23 protein-coding genes and 1 pseudogene are annotated in these 20,813 nt (G+C 61.5%); 9 read left to right on the top strand and 15 right to left on the bottom strand.

The window, feature by feature from the left end:
• Positions 1 to 598 precede the first annotated feature (598 nt).
• Positions 599 to 814 carry a hypothetical protein gene (locus EA462_RS07470; protein ID WP_124177946.1) on the top strand — a complete coding sequence of 72 codons (216 nt, stop codon included), beginning with the start codon at positions 599 to 601 and terminating at the stop codon, positions 812 to 814.
• A 146-nt stretch (positions 815 to 960) separates the two neighbouring features.
• On the opposite strand, the gene gvpM is transcribed toward EA462_RS07470, so the two are convergent.
• From gvpM to EA462_RS07430, 8 genes are read right to left on the bottom strand one after another with little or no spacing between them, the layout of a single operon-like run.
• Positions 961 to 1,260 carry a gas vesicle protein GvpM gene (gene gvpM / locus EA462_RS07465; protein ID WP_124177945.1) on the bottom strand — a complete coding sequence of 100 codons (300 nt, stop codon included), beginning with the start codon at positions 1,258 to 1,260 and terminating at the stop codon, positions 961 to 963.
• A complete protein-coding gene (gene gvpL / locus EA462_RS07460) occupies positions 1,257 to 2,210 on the bottom strand; it encodes a gas vesicle protein GvpL (RefSeq protein ID WP_124177944.1) in 954 nt (317 codons plus the stop codon). Before gvpL ends, gvpM begins: the two co-directional genes overlap by 4 nt.
• On the bottom strand, positions 2,207 to 2,551 hold the full coding sequence (locus EA462_RS07455) for a gas vesicle protein K (protein WP_124177943.1): 345 nt from the start codon (positions 2,549 to 2,551) through the stop codon (positions 2,207 to 2,209). The genes gvpL and EA462_RS07455 overlap by 4 nt, the downstream gene beginning before the upstream one ends.
• A gap of 1 nt (position 2,552) precedes the next feature.
• Positions 2,553 to 3,113, bottom strand: coding sequence for a gas vesicle protein GvpJ (gvpJ, locus tag EA462_RS07450; RefSeq protein WP_124177942.1), 561 nt, complete (start codon positions 3,111 to 3,113; stop codon positions 2,553 to 2,555).
• Positions 3,103 to 4,002 (bottom strand): hypothetical protein, encoded by a 900-nt coding sequence (locus tag EA462_RS07445; protein WP_124177941.1) that lies wholly within the window; start codon positions 4,000 to 4,002, stop codon positions 3,103 to 3,105. Before EA462_RS07445 ends, gvpJ begins: the two co-directional genes overlap by 11 nt.
• Positions 3,995 to 4,606, bottom strand: a complete 612-nt coding sequence (locus tag EA462_RS07440; protein ID WP_124177940.1) for an Hsp20/alpha crystallin family protein — start codon at positions 4,604 to 4,606, stop codon at positions 3,995 to 3,997. Before EA462_RS07440 ends, EA462_RS07445 begins: the two co-directional genes overlap by 8 nt.
• Positions 4,606 to 4,860 (bottom strand): gas vesicle protein GvpF, encoded by a 255-nt coding sequence (gene gvpF, locus EA462_RS07435; protein ID WP_124177939.1) that lies wholly within the window; start codon positions 4,858 to 4,860, stop codon positions 4,606 to 4,608. Before gvpF ends, EA462_RS07440 begins: the two co-directional genes overlap by 1 nt.
• A gap of 2 nt (positions 4,861 to 4,862) precedes the next feature.
• Positions 4,863 to 5,486 (bottom strand): GvpL/GvpF family gas vesicle protein, encoded by a 624-nt coding sequence (locus EA462_RS07430; RefSeq protein ID WP_124177938.1) that lies wholly within the window; start codon positions 5,484 to 5,486, stop codon positions 4,863 to 4,865.
• 378 nt (positions 5,487 to 5,864) lie between these two features.
• Here EA462_RS07430 and gvpA point away from each other — a divergent pair, with 378 nt between their 5' ends.
• The 3 genes from gvpA to gvpO are packed head-to-tail and all read left to right on the top strand — an operon-like array spanning position 5,865 to position 7,780.
• A complete protein-coding gene (gene gvpA / locus EA462_RS07425; protein WP_124177937.1) occupies positions 5,865 to 6,152 on the top strand; it encodes a gas vesicle protein GvpA in 288 nt (95 codons plus the stop codon).
• Positions 6,153 to 6,157: 5 nt separating this feature from the next.
• Positions 6,158 to 7,189 (top strand): gas vesicle protein GvpN, encoded by a 1,032-nt coding sequence (gene gvpN / locus EA462_RS07420; RefSeq protein WP_124177936.1) that lies wholly within the window; start codon positions 6,158 to 6,160, stop codon positions 7,187 to 7,189.
• Positions 7,190 to 7,243: 54 nt separating this feature from the next.
• Positions 7,244 to 7,780, top strand: a complete 537-nt coding sequence (gene gvpO, locus EA462_RS17720; RefSeq protein WP_124177935.1) for a gas vesicle protein GvpO, halophile-type — start codon at positions 7,244 to 7,246, stop codon at positions 7,778 to 7,780.
• A gap of 138 nt (positions 7,781 to 7,918) precedes the next feature.
• On the opposite strand, the gene EA462_RS07410 is transcribed toward gvpO, so the two are convergent.
• A complete protein-coding gene (locus EA462_RS07410; protein ID WP_124177934.1) occupies positions 7,919 to 8,935 on the bottom strand; it encodes a GNAT family N-acetyltransferase in 1,017 nt (338 codons plus the stop codon).
• A gap of 106 nt (positions 8,936 to 9,041) precedes the next feature.
• Positions 9,042 to 10,307 (bottom strand): antibiotic ABC transporter permease, encoded by a 1,266-nt coding sequence (locus EA462_RS07405; protein WP_207891641.1) that lies wholly within the window; start codon positions 10,305 to 10,307, stop codon positions 9,042 to 9,044.
• A gap of 199 nt (positions 10,308 to 10,506) precedes the next feature.
• On the opposite strand from EA462_RS07405, the gene EA462_RS07400 reads away from it, so the two are divergent.
• From EA462_RS07400 to EA462_RS07390, 3 genes are all read left to right on the top strand, one after another.
• A complete protein-coding gene (locus tag EA462_RS07400; protein ID WP_124177933.1) occupies positions 10,507 to 11,625 on the top strand; it encodes a DUF354 domain-containing protein in 1,119 nt (372 codons plus the stop codon).
• Between the two features lie 193 nt (positions 11,626 to 11,818).
• Positions 11,819 to 12,190 (top strand): DUF7344 domain-containing protein, encoded by a 372-nt coding sequence (locus tag EA462_RS07395; protein WP_124177932.1) that lies wholly within the window; start codon positions 11,819 to 11,821, stop codon positions 12,188 to 12,190.
• Entirely contained in the window at positions 12,174 to 12,902 is a 729-nt protein-coding gene (locus EA462_RS07390; RefSeq protein ID WP_124177931.1) for a DICT sensory domain-containing protein, read from the top strand. The genes EA462_RS07395 and EA462_RS07390 overlap by 17 nt, the downstream gene beginning before the upstream one ends.
• An 87-nt stretch (positions 12,903 to 12,989) precedes the next feature.
• Here the strand turns inward: EA462_RS07390 and EA462_RS07385 are convergent, their stop codons facing one another.
• The 3 genes from EA462_RS07385 to EA462_RS07375 form a co-directional block, all read right to left on the bottom strand.
• Positions 12,990 to 14,309 carry a hypothetical protein gene (locus tag EA462_RS07385; protein ID WP_124177930.1) on the bottom strand — a complete coding sequence of 440 codons (1,320 nt, stop codon included), beginning with the start codon at positions 14,307 to 14,309 and terminating at the stop codon, positions 12,990 to 12,992.
• Complete coding sequence (locus EA462_RS07380) at positions 14,306 to 15,397, bottom strand: polysaccharide deacetylase family protein (RefSeq protein ID WP_243641383.1); 1,092 nt, start codon at positions 15,395 to 15,397, stop codon at positions 14,306 to 14,308. The genes EA462_RS07385 and EA462_RS07380 overlap by 4 nt, the downstream gene beginning before the upstream one ends.
• Before the next feature lie 295 nt (positions 15,398 to 15,692).
• A complete protein-coding gene (locus EA462_RS07375; protein ID WP_124177929.1) occupies positions 15,693 to 16,322 on the bottom strand; it encodes a metal-dependent hydrolase in 630 nt (209 codons plus the stop codon).
• Between the two features lie 212 nt (positions 16,323 to 16,534).
• On the opposite strand from EA462_RS07375, the gene EA462_RS07370 reads away from it, so the two are divergent.
• Together EA462_RS07370 and EA462_RS07365 are read left to right on the top strand one after the other, a co-directional pair.
• Complete coding sequence (locus tag EA462_RS07370) at positions 16,535 to 16,882, top strand: ArsR/SmtB family transcription factor (protein ID WP_124177928.1); 348 nt, start codon at positions 16,535 to 16,537, stop codon at positions 16,880 to 16,882.
• Entirely contained in the window at positions 16,879 to 17,190 is a 312-nt protein-coding gene (locus EA462_RS07365; RefSeq protein WP_124177927.1) for a DUF7521 family protein, read from the top strand. Before EA462_RS07370 ends, EA462_RS07365 begins: the two co-directional genes overlap by 4 nt.
• A gap of 598 nt (positions 17,191 to 17,788) precedes the next feature.
• Here EA462_RS07365 and EA462_RS07360 read toward each other — a convergent pair.
• Both EA462_RS07360 and EA462_RS07355 read right to left on the bottom strand, forming a co-directional pair.
• On the bottom strand, positions 17,789 to 19,309 hold the full coding sequence (locus EA462_RS07360) for an MATE family efflux transporter (protein ID WP_124177926.1): 1,521 nt from the start codon (positions 19,307 to 19,309) through the stop codon (positions 17,789 to 17,791).
• Positions 19,310 to 19,379: 70 nt separating this feature from the next.
• A pseudogene (locus EA462_RS07355) lies at positions 19,380 to 20,620 on the bottom strand (RNA-guided endonuclease InsQ/TnpB family protein).
• Positions 20,621 to 20,813: the final 193 nt, after the last annotated feature.

The following is a 20,813-nucleotide window of genomic DNA, read 5'->3' as shown; positions in this document are numbered from 1 at the left end:
GTATCCCCGCACACGAGCCAACGGCGAGTTCCCCCTTTGTTATGGAGTGGGTTGGCCACACGTAACACACGCGAACTTTTGACAGGATCCGGATACCGCGCGTATAGCGCGGTGCTACGGGTGAGTTTGGGGTTTCTACGTCGACACGTCCTCGAGAAAGGGTTCGAATACGCTCGAGTCGAACGAACGAGCGGACGGAACGAATGGGTGGTCTGCACTTCGTGGAAGAGACACTCTCCCTCGGTTCGAGGGAACGTCATACAGAGTGGATCAGTGCCGACAGGTTGGTACTAGGGAACTGCTGTGACTTATCGATCCGGTCCGCCCGACGTGGTCAATCCGAAATTTCCGGACTTATTCCGGGTCTTTCGAGCGATCGTACTCGTGGCTCGGTTACTCGGGTGTCGGTCGTCATCACCGTTTCAGTTCGCAGTAGGTCGTGATTACCTCGTGTCACGGGCGCGTACAGGGGTTCTCCCCCCAGTTGGCTTGTGCTTGATTACCACGATGTCGAAAACGGCGGTAATACCGGCGTAGAACCGACTTCCCTTCGGTTACAAGCCGGATAACTACAACCGGAGGAACCCACGCCTCTGGTATGATCACCTGCACAAACTGCGAGACGCCACAGTTCCTGCAGATCACCCAGAGCCGCGTCTACTTCGAAAACGGCGAGATGATCAACGAGATTTCCGAGTCGTACGAGTGTACGCTCTGTGGATCGACCGGACAGTACGTCTACGACGACGAACACAACGAAGAGGGAGTTTCCGGCGACGTCGAGCTGACGACCGAGCGGCCGAAGTTCGCCTGACAGCGTGCCCCCGCAGGGACGAAGACGAACGGCAGTTCGAATACGCAGTTGAATCGAAACGTGATCGTCGACACCACAGCAAGCGTGCTCCGTTCTGTCCCGTCTTTCTTCGGTTTCCAGCGCCTCGGACGTCCAGATCTGTCTGGCTATGTCTCCTCTCGGTTTCGACTGCCGACGGTGACCGATCCGGTTCGATCGCTCTCGAGGGCGTCTCGTCGCCCGTACTGACGGCGGGTGATCGTCGATCGCCTTCGCTCGACGTCCCACTCCTCGAAGAGGCCGTATTCCGTCATCGTCTCCATTCCGGCGATGGCGGCGGTGAGTTTGATCCCGACGAGGGGAATATCAGCGATCGAGACGATCACGTCGGCGCGGAGAATTGCGCCATCCCTGAGTACCACGTCGAGTACGTCCACGAGCGCCTCGTCGTCCTTTCGCGGCCTCATGGTCGCTGATCGCGTGCCAGTCCCCGATTCGAGGCGTCCTCACCCAGCTCTGGCGCGAACGTGTACGGTGGCCACGGGCCGGTAAACCTGATCTCGAGACCGTCGTTCGAAGCCGCATCGTCCAGTACCGAGCCGATCGCTCCCTCGTCGTCCTCGTGAGCCAGAATCGTGAGCCGACAGAGCGTCTCTTCGCCGGCCGTCCCGTTCGTTTCGTCTGCCGGATCGTCGGAGAGCGACACCGTCGGTGATCGCTCGAGTGAATGGACTTCCCGGGCTTCGTCGGCGAGTCGATCCTCGAGATCGGCCGTCAGCGACTCCCGACGGGACACCCGCAGTTGGGTGATCCGCTGGTCGAACTGCTTTTCGAGCAGATACGCCGTTCCCTCCTCAGAATTACCGATTTTCGCGTCGAGTTCCCGCAGCCGATCGTCGCGCTGCACCAGCGCTTCATCGTCGACGGGATCGGTTTCGACGACTTCGACGCGATACTCCCAGTGGTCTGCCAGCTCCGACAGGGTTGGCTCGATCGTGTCGTACTCCTGATTTATCCACTCGCGAACGTCATCGTCGTCGCCGCGAAGGATCGTATCGAACTGGAACGGGATCGGCGTCCCGAATCGGTCGCCGGCCTCGTCGACGACCGTCTGATGGCGGACGAGCCAGCGCCGGACCTGTGCGAGGTCCGCAGAGTCGTAGATCTCGTCGCAGGGATGGACAACGGCGGCGACCTCGTCGTATGCGACGAGCGAGACCGGCTGTGATTCCACGCCGGTCGTCTCGAGGGTGTCCTCAGAATCGGCACGAACCAGACAGTAGAGGTACCGGCCCTCCTCGAGTGCCGGGACGTCGCCCGTATCAGCGCCGGTAGCCGTCCGCTCTCCGGCGTCGATAGCCCCTTGCGCTCCGGCGTCGACGCCCTCGAGTCTATCGGAACCGTCGTCGAAACTCATTCCGGATCCCCTCCGAAGACGGAGTAGCCGGGTTCGTAAACGCCTGTGGGATCGCCGTGAAGTTGTTCGATCGCGTCGGTAACCAGCCCGTCCAGATCTCCTCGAAGATCGTCGACACCCTCCTCGATCTCCTCGTCTCGTTTTAGCTGTTCGATTTCGGCCTCGATCGTCGCGAGCTGGGATCCGAGGCGTTCGATCTCCTCCTCCGAGAGCGTTCCCGACTCCATTCGTCGAACCGCCTCGCGCTCGAGTGCGCCGATCAGAATCTCGACGACGGTAACGACGAGCGTGAGGAGCCCCTGTCGCGCGTCCTCACCGTCTCCGACGTCGATCTGGTTCACGTTAGCTCCCCTCCGTTTTTGCGGCCGCGGCGTCGTCCCCCGCGTTCGATTCGTCCCCGCCATCGCCCCCGTCGTGTCCGGTCTCGGTGTCCTCACCGACCATGTCGAACCCGCCGCCGGTCGGCCGATCGGGATCCGGCCGCGCGCCGACGCGTTCGGTTCCGCGGTCGGACCGTTCGAATCGACTATTGGCCCTCTGATCCGCGTTTTCGTCGCCTCCCTCGTCGGCTTCGGCGCGTTCGTCGTCGGAGCGCTTGTCAGGGGAGACGTTGACACCTCGAGTCGGATCGATCGCCGGGTTCGGTCGCTCCTGTTCGAGGATTTCGGGGTCGTCGACCGCCTCGGCAACGCGTCGCATGTCCGTCCCCTCGGGGAACTCGAGACCGTACTTCGCGGCGGTTTCGAAGGAGGCGATCGCGGCACGAACCTGAACGCCGAGCAGTTGTGTGTCACCGATCGAGACCGCGATGTCGGCGTTGATGACGATCCCCTTGTCGAGCAACATCTCGACGACCTCCGCGAGGTCGGTCTTCTGTCGGCTCGGCTGGAAGTCATCGACCATCGTCGTTCCTCCGTTTCTCTCGCTCCAGTTCGAACCGACGGCCGTAGATTCGCGTTCGGCTGGGCGCAGTCGAGAGCCGAACCTGCTGGGGAACCGTCGCGTGTCGGGCGCCGCCGCCGAGGTCTCTCCGTTCGACCGGTACCGTCGACGCTGCGGTCGGGTTCCGCGAGTTCGCGCTCGCGTCCTGTCGGCGCATCGTCTCCCGGTTTCGCTCGTAGAGCCGTTCGAACGTCTCGTGGGCCTCGAGCAAGCCCTCGCGGAAGGCGTCGATCCCCTCGATTGCCGCCTGCTGGATGGCGATCTGGTACGCCTGTGGATCCTCCATGACGTCGATATCACCGAGAATGTCCGTGGGTTCGGCGTCACCGAGGAGGTCGTCGTTTCCTTCGAGGAGATCGTCACTCTCGTCCGTTACCGCGGATACCGTCTCTTCGAGGACGTTCGCGTCTTCGTCGTCGGCAGCCACGTCGTCGACAGCGCCCTCGAGTTCGCGTTTTTCTTCCCACAGGTCGGCCAGATCGGTCGCGTCCCAGGCCGAAAGCAGATCGATCGCCCGGAACGCGCGTTCGAAATCGACGACGTCGCCGGGGCCGCTGTCTTCGTCCCCCAGCACCTCGGGAAGCTCTCCGAGTTCGATCGCTTCGACGAGATCGTCGCCGTCGACCGCCTCGGGAAGCTCTCCGAAGTCGACCGTCTCGAGCAACTCTTCGGCCTCTATCGCGACCGTCGTGAGCGTCTCGACGTCACCGAGTATCGATTGCCGTTCGTCGTCATCGAGTTCGTCGAGACTCTCGAGTCCACCGAGACGTTCCTCGATGGTTTCGAGGCTCCGGGTGGCATCCTCGAGGAGTTCGTCGAATCCCTCGTCGACGAAAGAGCCGTCACTCATCGGTGTCCTCCGTGTCTTCGTTCGGGTCCACTTCCGTTCCCGATGCCGCCGAACCCGCGCTGGATTCGGGCTCGATTCGAACGGTGAGGACACCGTTTCGGACCGCCGCCTCGGTCGTGTGTTCGGGCCAGGGTACGTTCACGCGGCCGATTTCTCGAGTGTCGACGGCGATGACGATCGCGTCGTCGTCGAGTCCGACGGTGACCTCGCCGGGATCCGCACTGGTAACGTCGGCCGAGATGACCAGTTCGTCGTCGTACCGTCGAGTCGTCAGATGATACGAACGCGATGAACGCGATCGTCGACGACGACGGCGTCTGTGGTCGTTCGTCCGCTCGTCCGAACCGTCATTGACCGCCGGATCTCGCTGGTCGAAGCCTTCGCTGGCGACCGGGTCCCCCCCGAACGCCGATCCGCTATCCAGCAGGTCGTCGAGCGTTCGAATCGAGAGATCGTATTCGACGGTCGATCGACCGCGCCGATCGACATCCGACGCCGATCTCCGCTCGAGGCTCTCGAGGGCAGCCAGTAGGCTCGAGAGCCAGTGGTCGTCGTTCGATTCATCGAACCGGTCGTCCGAAACGTCGGGATCGTCCTCGGTCATTATCGTTTCACCTCTACGCGACCGCTCGCAAGCCGCTCGTGGACGTCGCGGGCGACCTCCAGTTCCGTCTCGAGTTCGTCCTTGCGACGCCGGTACTCGTCTTCGGAGCGCTCACCGAGTTCGTACAGCAACTGGTTCTCTTTGAGGTCGTCCTCGAGGCCCTCTACGTCGTACAGTTCGTCGAGAGCGATGGTGTGTAAGGCATCGACGATGCCCACGAACGGCCGAAACAGGAGATCATCGAGGATGAACATGGCTATCGTTGGGCTCCGATCGCGACGTCGACGAAGCTATACGGTGCGAACGGCCCGGAGTACTGAACTGTGAGGTCGTCGTGGTCGTCCTCGAAGCGGGCGACCGCCTCGTCGAACATCTCGCGTTCGTCGCGCTCGACCAGGTACGATCGGTTCAGAACGAGTCGATCGCTGAACAGATCGTTCGGAACCGACTGGGCGGCGATCGGCTCGAGACGCGACTCGACCGTCGCGTCGATTTCGTCGGCGTCGACGACGGCGTCCTCGTCGCGGACGATTTTGACGCCGAGTTCGACGCGGTCTTCGACGTCGTTTAGCGCGCGCCTGAACGCGGGTCGGGCTCCTCGGAGGACGTTTTTCAGCGCCCGATCGCTTTCGAAGGCCATGCCGTATTGCATCGGAACGACCGGCCGTCCACCGTCGAAATCCATAACCGTTCGAAGGACCTCGTCGTGTCGCGTCGCGTCTTCGTCCGTCTCCTCGGGATCGGTCGTCTCGATGTCGGAGACGACGGCACCGAGACGCCGGTGCGAGATCGTATAGACGCGATCAGCGCCGCCGACCGCCTGCGCGTCGAACTCGACCGGTTCGCCGTCGATGATGCCGTAGACGTACCGGTTGTTCATCGCCGCTTCACCCCGAAACCGCACCGGCGGTGATCCACCGATCTCTTCCGCACTCGTCGGTCCGGTTCGCCGCCGATCTCGAGGGGGTTGTGTCGTGGGGATATCATGGGTGTGAGCTGTCGACTCTCTCGAGAGGGATCGGTATCCGCGGGTACTCGAGCAACTCGTAGCGGTGTTTTCGATCGCTCGTGGTGTCATCGTGGTGCTTGCAGTCGCAGCCTCCACTCGACACCGAAAGAGCGACTGGGCGTCGGCCGCCGATTCTCTACAGATCCCGTTGGATTCCGTCGATACTCGCCACGACAACGAGCAGCCGAGGCACCTTGCAATCGCAGCGCGAGCCGTGTTACGAGCGAGTCGTGAACGGATGGATGTCTTATGGCACACCCACAACGCAGACCCGACTCCTCGAGTCTCGCGGAAGTGCTCGATCGAATTCTCGACAAAGGCGTCGTCATCGACGTCTGGGCTCGAGTCTCCGTCGTCGGAATCGAACTCCTGACGATCGAGGCACGAGTCGTCGTCGCATCGGTCGATACGTTCCTGCACTACGCGGAGGAGATCGCAAAAATTGAGCAAGCGACGGCGGAGGGAGAGCTCGAAGATCTCGAGCAGCTCGAGGTCGAGCGCCGACCCGAATCGTCGCCACAGTCCGCTTCAGAGTAATCCCGATGGTGGACGGTTCCTCGCGCAAGCGAACGGTCCGCGGTCGCAAGATCAGGGCCGACCGCGAACGGAAAGAGAGCCGACGAGCCAGGAAGAAGCTCGCTCGAACGGCTTCGAAAGTCACGGCGAGCGAGCGAACCGGAGACCGTCCACTCGAGAGCCCCGACGAGGTCCGTCCCGAGCCGTTCGTCGAGACCGACGCCGTCGTCGAGGTTCGAGACAGGATCGACGGCTGGCTCGAGGCGGCTCAGCCGGTTCATCTGATCGGACCGACGGGCTGTGGAAAGACGGCGCTCGCGCTCTCGGCGGCGGCACAGCGGGGACGACCGGTCGTCTGGCTGAACGGCGACGACGCCGTCGATACTGCGGCGCTCGTCGGCGCACACGCCGGCGGAGAGCGCTACGAGGAACACGATCGGTTCGTCGGCGGCGTGAACAAAAAGACCCAGATCGTACGCGAGCGCTGGGTCGACAACCCGCTCTCCGTCGCGGTCGGAGAGGGCGCGACGCTCGTCTACAACGAGTTCTCGCGCAGCAACCCCGCGGCCCACAACGTGTTGCTCTCGGTGTTCGAGGAAGGCGTCCTCGAGCGACCGGGAAAACGCGGCGAGGATCGAACGATCGACGTCCATCCGGAGTTCCGGGCGATAGTCACGTCGAACGACGTCGAGTACGCCGGCGTCCACCGCCAGCAAGACGCGCTGCTGGATCGGTTCGTCGGCGTTCACGTCGGCTACTACGACGGCGAGACCGAGGGAGAGATCGTTCGTGCACACGTGGATCTGTCGGACGAATCCGTCGAGGCAGTTGTCGAGACGACGCGAACGCTCCGCGAAGAACTCGAGATCGTCGTCGGAACTCGAGCGGCGATCACGGCCGCGAAGGGGCTTGCGGTCTTCGACGACGATGACGACGGCGGCCAGTTCGACGACGACCTCCTGGCGGAGGTTTTCACGGACGTTCTCTCCCCGAAGACTGCGAGCGAGGACGCCGAAAGCATCGACGAGTTGCGATCGACCATCACCGAGGCGGTTTGAGTAACGACGACGGACGAACAAGCAATCCACCGACCCGACCCACGACCACCGACAATGGCTGAAGCCGACACCAAACGCTCGCCGGACCAGTGCCAAGCGCTCACCGAGGACGGCGAGCGCTGTTCGCGCCCGGCTCAGGACGACGGCTTCTGTTACCAGCACGACGAGAGTGATTCAACCGTGAGCGATAGTCAGACAGTCGACGAACGAGAACAGGACGACGACCAAAACGCACAACAGCGAAGTCGAGATCTGAGCGTCGATATGACGGCCGAGGAGAAGACCGATCCCGAGTCGGTCGACGCCGACGTTGACACCGATCACGAGGAGATCGAGGGCGTTCTCGCGGTTCGAAAGACCGTCCAGTCGACCGCGACGGAACTCATCGGTCGGGAGTTCGACGGCGTCAGCGAGATCGTGCCGACGGACGACGGCTGGCGGGCCATCGTCGAGGTCGTCGAACGACGTGCCGTCCCCGACACGCAGGACATCATCGGTCGGTACGAGATCGAGCTCGACGAGGGCTCGACGATCCACGGCTACCGTCGACTCGACCGCTACCGACGCGGCGATACTGCGGAGTTCGAGTGACGACGGGTGTCACCGTCCGTGGCACGCTCGCGCCCGTCACGGGACGTTCGTAACGTAGTTCTCGAGGGAATCATCAGGCTCTCGACGGGACGGTTCCGATCGATAGTTTCGTCTGCAGGCCAGGATCGATCAGCCCCGTCATTTCATACTCGAGAACTTCCGGTAGGCCGATTTGGCGATCGACATCTCGAGACCCGACGATTCGATCACGTAGTAGGGGCTGAGCTCGCCGTTGAACTTCCCTTTGTACTCACAGAGGCGCTCGGTGTTCGCGCCGACGAGATCGTACCCCGTTATCGAGTCGAGTTCGGGATCGGTGACGAGGTCCTCGAGGATGGCCCGATGCAGGAGGTTGTTCACACTGACGTGCTCGTAGGACGCGGTGACGCCACCCTGCCAGTAGGAGGCGAGGTCGGGAGAGTACAGCGTCAGGATCGCGCTCTGGTACGCTCCGTCGGGCGTTCTGGCGACGTACACTCGCCATCGATCGTCATCGACCGTCGAGAGGAGATCGCGCAGGAACGGCCGAGACATCGGCGCGGTATCTCCGTACTCCTCGTACTGGGCGACCACGTCGTCGTAGACCCGAAGGGCCGCGTCGATTCCTTCGGTATCGATCGTGAGGTCGATCTCGTCGTACCGACGCATCTCGTTTCGAAGGCTCTTGCTGAAGCCGGCCATGACGTCCTCGAGATCGTCACAGTCCTCGAGGGAGACGACGTAGGTGAACTGTGGCTCGACCGTGAACCCGTTCCAGGCGTACGGTCGCGGATCTGTGTACTCGAGGGGGCAGGTCATTCGAAAGAGCGTCGAACGTCGGTCCGCGGCGAGATCGTCGACGACGGCCGTCGCTAGCTCCCGATTGATTCGCTCTGCTTTCCGTGGTTTCGGGCTGTTCGGGGTTATCAACGGGCCGAGGCGCGGCACGCCGAGGGACAACGGAGGCGAGAGCGCGGTCGTCCCGAGAGACTTTTCACCGACGAAGACGGGCAACAGTCCGACCGACTGCTGACCTTTGTACGCCCCGTACAGTCTGAGATCGGCCGTCGTGTGATCGTCCAGAACGGAGAGGGCGTCCGGGTCGTGAAAGAATTCGTAGCCGCTCGACGGGAGGGCGTCGCGCCAGTCCTCGAGACCGATTCGTGTGACGTCCATCGGGATCTATCTTCTCGTGGGGTCACGACCCCCCTTGTTATCCGGTCTGTAACCGATCGAAGAGTGTCATAAACGCTCACAGATCGGTAGGGGAGGATCGGTGACGTTACCGAAATCCGTCAGTTTCGGTTGCCATCCGATCGGAGGCAGCGAGGAGAAACTCCGAGACCGCGTACGACATCCACGCCTGACACCACCGCATCAGTGTCACCCGTTTCGTGTGATATCGATGTTTCCGAAAGTAGAACCGTCCCGGTTCGACCTGCAAGTTCGCGAGCACCCATCGGAGGAGACGCTCTGCAAACTCGAGGTCGCCCTCGCGAGTGAAAACGAGCATTCCCTGGGTGCTTGCGTGGATGTCGCGGGGATAGGCGTTCGTTTCGTCGAAGTTCGGCGCGCCGTCCAGTTCGAACAGTTCGTTTCGGTAGAACTCGAGGGCAGACGAGAGCGTGTCGCTGTATCGCCCGTCGTCGACGACGTCTCGATACCGCTGGAAGGACTCGATGATGAATCCGTTGTGGTGGCTGTCCATCGAGAGGTGCGAGGCATCGGCCGGGAGACGGTACGGCCAGCCGCCGATCTCCGTCTGGTGGGCTGCGACGTGATCGAGGATCCGTGCCGCCCGGTGTCGGAGTTCGTCCTCTCCGGTGTCCGCATAGAGGTCGACGAGCATCCCGGCGCCGAGCGCCGCCGAATTGAGCGTATACGAGTCCTCGGGATGGTTCATGTGGTAGTCGATCTTCGCGCCTTCGGACACCTCCCGGTAGTTCAGGTCCTCGACCAGGAACGAGGACGCAGTTCGAGCGATCTCGGCGTATCGGTCGTCGAGTGATGCCGCTCGAAGGAGCGCCCTGACCGCGTAGGTCGTGGAGACGATGTCCGGATCGCTCGGAACGCCTTTCGTGTGCAAGTGCTGGATCTCGTGACGGTGACCGCCGCAGAAGCCACTGTATCCCGTGATCCGTTCCTCGAGCAGCCAATCGGCCAGCGTTGCGGCCTCGGCCTGTGGATCGAACGAAACGTCGGCCCGGGTTCCCAGGGCGCACGCCAGTTCGTGATAGTTCAGGTTGGCCATCGCAAACAGGGCCGCTCCCTTGTAGTTTCGCCGGTGTTCGACGCGCAAGAGCGGTCTGACGTCCACCGGCGTCCGTTTGACGATCTCCTGAACACCCAGATTGAGGAGTCGGTTCTCGAGGGGGAACGCCTGAAGGAGCTCGCTGCTCATTCCGTCGCCGTAGTCCGGGCCGGCGTACCCGCGACGACGACTGTACTCGAGAGTCGAGTCGAGAACGGAAACGTACCGGTCGAGCGCTCGAGAACGCGGTATCGTCTGGTTCTTCGCCTCCGATTGTGTAACGCCGTGCGACTGCATCCACAACAGATCCAGAACGTATTCACATTATTATACGCTCGCTACCGGCGAATTCGAGAGTACAGGACCAGAACGCGTGCCGGCGAACCTCGGTTACAGCCGTACTGTTTCGATGCTGGAAGAGCGTTCGTTCGGGTATGAGCTAGATAACAAACCTCGTCGGTCCGGCATCTCACGGACAGGATACGGTGGCCTCCAAATGAGATATCTGTTCTTTACGAACACGCCAGCGCACGTCCATCTGTACAAACACGCGGTTCGAACGCTCCGTGAGGGGGGACACGATGTGCTCGTCCTCGCACGCGATTACACCTGCACCGTCGACCTGCTCGAGTGGTACGATCTCCCCTACGAGATCTACGGTCGCTGTGGAACGACGAAGGGGTCGTTGCTGAGTCGGCTTCCGGCACACTACGCTCGTGCGATCCGACTCGCGCTTCGGTTCGATCCGGATCTGGTCGTCGGCATGGGCGGGTACGCCGCCCACACCGGTGCGGTGATCGTGACGCCGACGGTCCTGTTCATCGATTCCGAGCCGGCGTCCTTCGATCACACGATCTCGACGCCGTTCGCCCGCGCCGTTCTCACACCCAACACGTTCCAGAAGGATCTCGGTGAACGTCACTACGTCTTCTCTGGATTCAAAGAGTGTGCGTACCTGCACCCGGACGTCTACGAGCCGAATCCGTCGATTCGAGACCGACTCGAGATCGGACGCGACGAGTCGTACGTCATCCTCCGGCTCAACGCCTTCGGATCACAACACGACGTTGGAAAAGCGGGGATTTCCGGCGACGATCGGCATCGGATCGTCGATCGGCTGAGCGACGATGCGACGGTTTTCGTCTCCGACGAGGGCGGTGATGCCGACCTTGAGGGACTGCCCGCTCGTCCGTTCGACCTTCACCCCGCGCTGATGCACGATGCGCTCTCGGAGGCGACGCTGCTCGTCGCGGATACCCAGACGATGGTCACCGAAGCGGCACTGCTCGGAACGCCGGCGATCCGATCGAACTCGTTCGTCGGTGACGACGACATGGGGAACTTCGTCGAACTCGAGAACCACGGACTCATTCACAACGTCACGTCAGCCCAGGAGATCATCGAACGCTCGAGTGCGATACTCGAGAGCGAAACCGTCGACGAGGTGTGGCAGCGCCGGCGCGACGAGTTCCTTTCGGACAGAGAAAACCTCACGGACGTGATCGTCGACGTCGCGACCGCACACGGTCGGGTGGACGAACTCGAGTCAGTTCGTCAATTCGACGGCGACGTCGCCTCGGAGCCCTCGAGATCGGTCGGTATCGGCAGCGACTGAACGGATTGCTGTCTGTGCGTACCGGTACCGACTTATAACAGACCGTATCGGGGGATTTCGTTCGACGACCGTCGAGACCCGTCCAAACGATTCGAGGTGAACGTCCCGTCCGTAAAGCGGGAAGGATGTCAAACGTCGGCCTATTCCACCCGCGAATATTTACGAACGTCTAGCGAACTCCGTCCAAACATGGATGAATGATCGTTCAGTATCCGTCTCTGAGCTTCGGGAGGCCGACCTCGACCACTCCGTCGAGGAACTCCTTCGACTGTTCTCGGACCCGTCCGTCCGAGCGACGATCAGATGGCTCTACGAGAGACCGGATACGACGATCGACGAACTCGCTTCGGTTATCGTCGCAGAACAGGCCGCAGACGAGGCGACGATCGCGACGGAGTCGGAGTACGAACGCGAACGTATTCGTCTCCATCACGTGGTATTACCACGGCTCGACGACCACGACATGATCACCTACGAGTACGACAGCGGAACCGTTACTGAAACCGATATCCACGAGGCGATCCGTTCGTTTCTCGGAGTCGATACCGATGAACGGCCTTCGTGACGCGATCGACGAGATCGAAGCCCATCGAAAGCGTCTCGAGGTATACACCGACGACCCGCGGACCGCAGCGGAACTGAAACGGCAGTTTTCGACCCAGAACGTCGATGTCGAACACCGACCGACGACGATCCTCGGTGATCCCGGTTTCGTCGTGATCCGAACTTCCGGCGGTGAATTCCGCGGAGCGCTCGGCCTCGATCAGTTCGCGGAGATTCTCTCCCCCGACATTCATCCACCGTGGGTGCTTTCGGACTCGCCAGCGAATACCAGCGTGCTGTTCGATTTCCTCGAGAACACGCTGTTTGGATCCTACAGCCGTCGACAGATGCTCGCCACGTCGCGCGAAATCGAAGAGCGTGCCGTTCGTATCGGTGACGGTCGGCTGTATACTGGATTCCAACGGGAACGCGCAGCGCTCGAGCAGACTGCCGTATACGACCGGCTGGCGAACCACAAATCGCTCTCCGTGACCGTCTTTGTCGACGGAAAGTGGAGTAAACGGAGCGGGGACGTGACCGTCGTAACGGACACGGACGGTGAGATCGGTGACTACTGGTTCGTGATTTTCGACGGGGCCGGAGTCGAACTCCAACGGTGTGCGCTACTCGCAGAGGAACGCAAACCGGGCCGGTATTACGGATTCTGGACCTACGATCCCGATCTGGTCTCTTCGCTTGTTGGGCATCTGGCCACAAAGTACGACCTCGAGTAGGTGGCTTGCGACCTCGAGTAGCTAACTCGACACTGTCTCGTACGGGCGACTCCTTTGGTTATCACCGGAGGGAGAACACGAACGCGTTCACTCTCGGTATCTCACAGCCCACAGCAGCGAGAGGGTCGCCACGACGCCGATCGCCGCTCCGGCTCCGAACCCTGGCATCGGGTACGTTTGACTGTCTTCGGCCGGCTCCACGTCCTGTTGAGCGACGACGAACCCGTCCAGCGAGGAAACGGATGCCGAGAACTGGTACGTCTCGCCCGATTCGTCGTGAATCGTCGTCTCCGATTCGTTCCAGCTGGAGCCGTTGACCTCGTACAGGGCGATCGCCTCCGGCTCGAGGTCGTCCTCGTCGAACAGTTCGGCGTCGACGCTGAACGTGACCGCTCCGGGCTGATCGGTCGACTCTCCAGTGACGGTCAGCCCGCCGAGGGAGTCTGCGTCGTCTGGCGATGCCGGCAGTCCGTCGGGAGCGGCGTGCTCGAACGCGAAGGACTGATCACCGTCGAGATCGGTTAGCTCGAGTCGCTCGAACTGAACGACCCCGTCGGATTCGCCCGTGATTTCCAGGGAGAACTCGTCTTCGGGACTGGCGTCGGTGATCGTCGCGGTTACGTCGTCGTCCGACCGATCGTACGTGATCGACGGATCGTCACACGTCCCGGTTCGGATCGTAACCGGTTCCTCGAGCGACGGAAGCGGGGTTCGATCGGGATCGTCCGAGTCCCCCGAGAGGATCTGCCAGTCGGTGATCTCGCCGCCCTCGTGGAACTCCGGATCGTACAGGTCGTCGTCGTCATAGAACGGCGAATTCTCGTTGAACGCCGGATGAATCGTCACGGCGAACTCGTCGTTGAGTCCACCGTTGATCGCGCCGCCGTCGGTTCGTCCGTCGGCCCAGATCCAGGACGCACTGGCCCAGCCGTCCCCGTCGTCCCACTCGGCCATGTTCGACTCGCCCTCGTAGAGGTCGTCCTGGACGACCCACTCGCTTTCGCCCGGGAGGCCGACGATGTCGAACGTCGCAACACCGCCGTCGCTGTCCCCGTGAACCCGGTCGTGGACGACGACGAGGCTCATCCCATCAGTCCCCTCGTGGAGCATGAGAAGGCTCGTATCGTCCTCCTGGAGGTGGGCCGTTCCGTAGGAGCTGTACTGCCGATCTTCCGGATCACTGTCGGGGTTGGTTTCGTGATTCCGGTAGTCGTAGAACGAATCGACCGTTCTGTTCGTCGACAGCGGTTCGATGGGCTGACAGAGCTCACCCTGTTCGACGACGTACGAGTCGGACGACTGCGTTGTCGCGGGAGAAGCTGCCGATCCTACGCCTGCGAACCCGCCGATCCCACTGACCACCAGGAGCGCAACGACGGCGAGCGTCGCGAGGGCGTCCGAGTTCATGGGTCACCCCGCAACGGCGTATCGTTTGTCGGGCCGGTTTCGAGCGGTCCGGTGACCGTTGACCCCGGTTGCCGGTCCGGCCGCTCGACCGCCGATTCCGCATGCACCGGCGCGCGCTCCTCGAGTGCCCGGACGAACGCGTGCGGATGTCCGACCCAGCCATCGAGTTCGAGCGCACGCTCGACGAACCATCGGTAAAGCGCCCGGTGGCCCGGGAACTCGCGTTCGTTGAAGAATCTCGGGTGCCAGAGGACGGTCATCACCGCGTCGTTTCTCGCCGCGTCGAGCAAGAGGCGTTCGCACACCCGACGGGCCGCCTGCGGATCCGATCCAGGATCCGGAAGGGCCTGATCCATGATCGTCAGCGGAAAGACCACGAACTCGTCTCCGAAGGGACGAATCGGCCGGTATCCATCGTGAAACCCGCATTCGGTTCCCGAGCCGAGGCTCGTATCGTAGCTGAGACCGATCCGCCGATGGTGGTCCCAGGTGTCCGTTCCCTCGAGTCGGAGGTGGTGCTGTCGGCCACCGACCACCGACCCCTCGAGAATCGTCTCCAGGCGCTCTTTCTCGTGGGAGAGCCTGACCGGATCGTCGGCGGTGTGATACGAACCGTGGAGTCCGACCTCCCAGCCGCCGTCCTCGAGCGCCCGGATCACCTCGACGATGTCCTCGCCGGTAACGTCGTAGCGACCGAGGTGTTGTACCCAGTTCGACGGGGATAGCCACTCGGTGATCGGACGGTCCAACAGCAAGTGTTGTTCGTTCAGAAAATAGAACGCCGAGCGGACGCCCAGGTCGTCTTCGAGCGTCATGATCTCCTCGAACTGCCAGTACGGGTTCGACGACGAGAACGCGGTGCGAAGGTGATACCCCGGTCGCCCGCCGGCCGCGTAGTACAGCGATCGAAATCCCTTGTACGGCCGGTCGACGTCGTGGGTCAGACAGAGCGCGAACTCTCCATCGACTGGAAGCGTCTCGACGCGAGTCCATTCCGAAGCGTGGTACCTGTCTTGCTCTCCGGTCGTCTCGCGGTTCTCCGGACCGTTCGGCTCACCGTCTCGTCGGCGGGTTGAGTCGTTCGTCATGTGCTCACCCACGAGAACGTGCACGGGTCGTGACTTCGCGCCGTCTCTCGAGTCCGCGGGAACGTACCCGTCGGCTCGAGGAGACCGGAGGGAACCGTATCAGTCATCACAGTTGTACACTCATCCAGACGAATACGATAGTAAATGACAACGTACTCGTTCGACTGACCGTTCAACGCACGAGAACTTCCGGTATCCGAAGGTCGGTGATTTCGAACGCACGGAAGGTCGAAAGCCGCCACATCAAGAGTGAGGCGTCGTCGGATGGATTGTCTCGAGTGCGAGAGACCAACGCTCACGTTCGCTCGTCGCTGGACGGAACCGACCGTTCGGAGCGCCCTAGAAGCCGACGCAGTAGCCGTTTGCTACCGACGAGACACTCGCGGAGAACGGGCGCACCGTCGACGATCCACAGCGCGAAGACGACCCCCGCGAGCGCGAGTTGGAGTTGGACGTAGGTCGACAGCTCTCCGGCGAGCAGCTCCTGTTGGTAGCGACCGAACAGTCGTAAAAACTCGGCCGAGAATCCGGTGCGTTCGTCCGCCGAACCGACCGTCTCGACGGGCCAGAGCATCAGTTCCGTTCGAACTCGACCTCCTCTGAGATAGCCATCGAGGACGTCCGCCGGAAGGTGAAGGAGGTAGCCGAGACCGAACGCGATACCGACCCCCGTTCGCCTCGCCCGTCTCGCGAGGAGACCGACGATGATCGAAAGCGGAACCGCAAAGAAAATCGAGTGACCCAGGGCGTAGCCCGTGGTGAAGACGCCGTACTCCCACGCCAACGGCTTGTCGATGAGATCCGGCAACACCGAAGCAAAAACTGCCGTGAAGGCTTCGAGTCCGTCCGGTGATCGGCGGTAATAGCAATGGCTGAAGACCGAGTACGCAAGGTAGCCGACGATCGCGTGTTCCCACGGCCACATCGGTCGACTAGGCCGCTCTCGAGGGAATAGTTATGTCCGTAGTGAACGGCGTTAATCCTCGCTTACGCTCGCTCCTCGGTAGATCGACGAGTGACGACTCGTGCGACTCCTCAATTCACCGACGTAGAACGGGACGGTCATTGACCGGAGCGTTTTCTCGTTGAGAGAAACCGGGTTGCTTTTGATACCGATGCCAGAACGAACAGTTACAAGTGAGTGAGGAGATCGACCTGTCGAGAATACTCGCGATTCTCGACGACGAGTACGCACGGGATATCCTCACCCATACGAGCGTCGAACCCATGTCTGCCAGTACCTTGAGTGAACGGTGTGATGCCTCTCTTCCGACGATTTACCGGCGACTCGAGCGTCTCGAGGAATCCCGACTCGTCACCGAAGAAACCGAACTCGCACCGGATGGGAATCACTACAGCGTCTACAGTGCGAACCTCGATCGTTTCGAACTCTCGCTCGAGGAGGGGAGCTTCGACCTCGAGTTGACTTACCGGGAAGAAGACGTCGCGGATCGGTTTACGAGGATGTGGGAGGGAATGCGATGAGCGGCGATATTGTCAGAATCGACGAGGCGTCGCTGTTCGAACTGTTAACCGTCGGTAGTCTCTTTCTCGTTGCGGTCCTCGGAACGCTCATCGCCTACCAGGCGTATCGCGGCTACCGGCGGAACGGCGTGCCGTCGATGCTCTATCTTTCGATCGGCCTTCTGTTGCTCACCCTGTGTCCGTTCCTGATCAACGTCGGGATCAACACGCTCGTCGATACGGCCCGTATCGTGACGGTCTTTTTCGAGAACGTGAGTCGGCTGCTCGGCCTCGTCGCGATCATGTACTCGCTGTACGGACACCACTGATACGGTTTACTGTAAGTCGTTACCGGCGCACCCGCTGCCCGGGTCGCGGGTGCGCCGGTAAATCGTTACAGCAATCCGTATGAAACAGCGCGTCGTACGTCAGGTCTCCACACACCCGAGAACGGGACGTAGATAGGGCGGTAGATCGGTACGGCAAGCCGTCTGAGAGCTTACCGATCGTTACTCGAGATTCGTCCAATCTCCGAACGCGCCAAAAGGTCACCCAGCGGATGAGGGCCGAAGCGAACAGCGAAGACGGCTGTCGATGGCCACTGTCGTGGCTCGAACAGCACGACCAACTGCGTGGTGGCGGCGAATCGGACGGGTCGGGAGAGGGATGACGTGATGAGGAACGATCCTCGAGGGCAGTCATCGTCCGGTTCGCTCGTTGGGCAGTGGGGACCGAGACGGCGTCGGACAGTGCGCCTGTTTCGCCCCCCAATCGAGCATTCGTCGAAGACCGTATTAGAAACGGACGGGCGTTTTCTGGGTCGGAAAATCCGCTCGAGCAGGGGATCGTACGGATCGCTGTAACGGTTTACCGGTGCGACCGCCGGACGGTTGCAGTTGTGCTCGTAACGACTTACAGCAGTCCGTCTCAATCGTCGGTCGGGGACGTTTCCGTCTGTGGCCGATAGTCTCGACTGATCGCTTTCCAGCGGCCGGTCGAAAACCGGTAGTAGTTGATGACCGCCGGCACGGTCGTTTCAGCGAGGAACGCGAGAGCGAGGCCCGCCAGTCCGAGCGGCGGAACCGTGACGCCCGGCACGGTGACTGTCGTTCCCGGAATCGGACCGAGAGCCGGGATCGTAAGCCCCGCCGCACCGAGATACGCGAGTGGGATTGCGAGCCCGAACATTCCGAGCAACTGGCTGTAAAACGGCCAGCGAGTGTCGCCACTGGCCCTGAGTGCGCCTTCGGCACCCGTATAGACTCCCTGGAGGACGACGGCGATGCAGGCGGCGTAGATGAGCGAAACCGTCGTCGGGATCGATAGTTCCGACGGATCGTCGACGAACGCGAGCGCGATCGGTCCTGCGAAGACGAAAACGATCCCGGCCGCGAGGACGTAGACGGCCACAGAAAACCGGACGATCTCCCGGCCGTACTGCGCTGCACGGCCTTCGTTTCCGACGCCGAGTTCCTGGCCGACCAAACTCGAGGCCGCGAGCCCGAAGCCCCAGCTGGGCGTGTTCATCAGTCCCCAGATTCGACGCACGATGACGTAGGCGGCGACCGTATCCTGGCCGAAGAGGTCGACGATCGCCAGCATCGGAAACTCCGCGACGGTCCAGACCAGCGTCGTCCCGAACACCGGGAGCCCGATCTTCGTCAGATCCCAGATCGTCCGTCCGTGGAGGTAGCTCCCGTACGGATCGACGGCGGTCGGAAACGAACCGACACCGGGGAGCCATCCCGCAGTCAACCCGAGGACGAACATCGCCGTGACGACGACGTTCGCCAGCACGGTCCCGAGGGCCGCACCCACGACGCCCATCTCGAGACCGAAGATGAGGAGGGCGTTCAACGCGATGTTGGCGACGGCTCCCCCCGCCCGGATAATCATCGGCTTCCAGGCGTCGTCCATCCCGACGAACGTGCGACTTCCCACGAGATTGAGCCCGGCGAAGGGGACGCCGAGACCGACGATCTGAAGGTACGCAGCACCCAGTTCGATCGCCTCCGGATCGTCGCTGATGAGTGAGATCAGCTCGGCCGAGTACTGCCAGAACGCCGCAGTGATCGGCAGTGAGACGACGACCACCAATACGGTACTCGAGCGGACTGCTTGCCCCAGTTGATCGAACGTTTCGGCCCCGTAGCGCTGTGAGACCAGCGCAATCGTACCGCCCGCAACGCCGCCGCCGATGCTGAATGCGAGCCCCCAGAAGGGGGCGGCGAAGCCGACGCCGGCGATGGCCGCCGAGCCGACGGCGATCCCGACCATCGCGACGTCGACGGCGCTCTTTGACATCCGGGCGAGACCGGTGACGATTCGGGGCCAGGCGAGCGACGTCACGCGACGCGCTCGATCCGGGTCGATCAGACCGACTCGAGCGAGCGCGAGCCCGATCCAGAGCAGACAGAGACGGATCGGGTTTGGAATTCGACGGTCCACAGTGTCCTGATCGCCCTAGCCACCTTCGTTGAATGTTACCCCGCGCACGGTGGCGCGGGGAATCCTGCTCTCACGAGGGCAGGCTTCCTGTTTCGATGACGCGACTTGCAGACACCTCTCGAAAGTCATCGGCCTCCGTAGCGGTCACAGTCTCCACAGGCGTTGTTTCGGGCCATCCCAGCCCTAACTTAGAAAACCCACGCTGTAAGATGTTTATCGCCGCATTCGCATCTCTGTCTGTCTCGAACCCACACAAAGGGCACGAGTGTTCCCTGACCCAGATAGGCTTTGGTGTCTCCACGCCACATGCCGCGCACTCTTTGGTAGTACCTCGCGCTTCTACCTGAACGATGTGCGTCCCGTACAGGTCGCCCTTGTATTCGAGGAGTGTGATGAACTGTCGCCACGCCACATCCTGCTTATTCCGAGCGTTCCCATCGCCCTGAAGCATACTCTGGACGTTCAGGTCTTCCGCGAACACGGCATCGTACTCCTTGACGAGCCACGTCGTCAACTTGTGCTGAAAGTCCAGCACCTTCCGCTGGATACGACGCTTTGCCTTGGCAACCTTCAGCCGTTGCTTCTCGTAGTTTCGGCTGCCGTGTTCTTTCCGTGAGAGTTTGCGTTGCTCTCGGCGCAATCGCTCGTACTCGTCTTTGAGGGCGAGCCAATCCACCGTCTTACCATCCGAGGTGTGGATGTAGTTCTGGATACCGAGATCAATCCCAACGCTATTGCTCGCATCTAGTGAGTCTACAGCGGGTTTCTCGGACAGATTGGCGTCGTCGGTTTCGAGGCCGAAGGAGACGAACCACTCGCCGGTCGTCTCCTTTTTGAATGTGACTTCTTTGATGGTGGTGTGGTCGGGAATCGGGCGTGAGTACCTGATTTTCACCCAGCCAATTTTGCTGAAGCGGACGTACGCGTACTTGTCGTGGCCTTCTTTTCATCGAGGTCGAAGCCACTCTGGTTGTACGTCACGCTTCGGTAGTCGATGGGTACTTGCCGTTTGAGCCGACCGACGCTGTATCCTTTCTCTTTGAGTTCGCTCAGGACGGTGAGGTTGTGGTGGAAGCGGGCGACAGTGGCCTGGGCGGCTTTCGAGTGTAGCTCCGCGAATATCGGCCACCTGCGTTTCCACTCGGGAAGTTTGTTGTTCTGGCCGTACTCGGACGGTTTGTCGTCCTCTGGGGCTTGCTCGTAGTCCCAGCGGACGTGATTATAGAGTTGGCGATGAACATCGAGATGATGTTCCAGTCGCTCCGCTACCTCACTTGTCGGGTAGGCGCGGTAGCGGTGACTGTACTCCATCGCTGTCTCTTGATTACATATGTGTTCAGTTAATGGTTTGTCTCACGAGTTGTCGGCTTCATCCCCGACCACGGTAGGTCGGGGTATTCGCCTTGTAATCCAGTATAAAAAGACCTTCTCGACCCGGCAGACGGAAGCCGGTATTCTAATGATTCACTGACACATGGGTCAGACTAACGTGTCAGTCTCTTCG

Source organism: Natrarchaeobius halalkaliphilus, from assembly GCF_003841485.1.
Taxonomy (GTDB): domain Archaea; phylum Halobacteriota; class Halobacteria; order Halobacteriales; family Natrialbaceae; genus Natrarchaeobius; species Natrarchaeobius halalkaliphilus.
The sequence above is the reverse complement of the archived record's forward strand: the minus strand, read 5'-3'. Positions and strand labels throughout refer to the sequence as shown.